Source organism: Ruminococcus sp. CAG:330 (assembly GCF_000437175.1).
GTDB lineage: Bacteria > Bacillota > Clostridia > Oscillospirales > Ruminococcaceae > Ruminococcus_C.
The window spans coordinates 1-1,164 of record NZ_FR898090.1 but is presented as its reverse complement, the minus strand read 5'-3'; the positions used below and the strand labels follow the sequence as shown (position 1 = coordinate 1,164).

General features: G+C 60.5%; 1 protein-coding gene. It reads left to right on the top strand.

What is annotated here, in order from left to right; all coding sequences use genetic code 11:
• Positions 1 to 1,164 (top strand): extracellular solute-binding protein (locus QZL66_RS11150; protein WP_293615136.1); only part of this gene is annotated, 1,164 nt, incomplete at both ends.

Below are 1,164 nucleotides of genomic sequence, written 5' to 3'. Positions count from 1 at the left end.
CAACCGCCGCATCTCCATTGACGGCAGCGTTCCCAGCGAGGAATTCGATCAGGTGAAGTTCTACTATGACACGGACTTCCGGATGACCGCTGTGGAGAACGCAGACGGCGAGGCAGTGTATGTCTACCTCACCGCCGGCGAAGACCACACCATCACCATGGAGGCGATTCCCGGCGAGATCGGCGACTCCATGCGCCAGCTGGATGCCATCGTGCTGGATCTGAACACCTGTTACCGGAAGATCGTCATGATCACCGGTCCGGAGCCGGACAAGTACACCGACTACTATGTCCACGAGAAGATTCCGGAACTGGTGGGCGAGTTCCGGCGCATCTCCGGCGAACTGGAGGAGATTCAGGGACACATCGAATCCCTGGCAAACTCCAAGGGCACAGAGGCATCCTCTCTGGAACAGATGCGCATCATTCTGGAGAAGTGTGCGGACGAGCCGCTGAAGATCCCCAACTACCTCTCCCAGATCAAGGACGATATCACATCCCTGTCCTCGTGGATGCGGGACTACCGTGACCAGCCGCTGGAAGTGGACTATCTGGAACTGGCTTCGCCGGACGAGGATTTCCCCTCCGTCAAGGCGGGCTTCTGGAAGTCCCTCTCCTATAGCTTCCAGCGCTTCACCGCCTCCTGGGATGAGGACTACAGCTCCCTGTCCGCCACCACCGGCGATGATGCCATTGAAGTATGGGTATCGCTGGGACGGGATCAGGCACAGGCCGTCAAGGATCTGGTGGAATCGGAGTTCCAGCAGCAGTATGACATTCCCGTCTCCGTCAATCTGGTTGTCGGCGGCGTTGTCGAGGCGACGCTGGCGGACAAGGGACCGGACGTTGCCCTGTTCCTCGGCGGCGAATTTCCCGTCAATCTGGCAGCCCGCGGACTGCTGGCAGACGTGTCTGCCATGGACGGCTATGAGGAGATCACCCAGCAGTACCAGCGCACAGCCATGGTGCCCTACCAGTACGAGGGCGGCACCTACGGTCTGCCCCTCACCCGCAGCTGGGCGATGATGTTCTACCGCAAGGACGTGCTCAGCGAGCTGGGCTTCACCAGTGCGCCGGAGACATGGGAAGATCTCATCGACATGCTGCCGGCGCTCCAGCGGAACTATATGTCCGCCGGTCTGGTGCTGCCGGCAGTGGCTGCGGA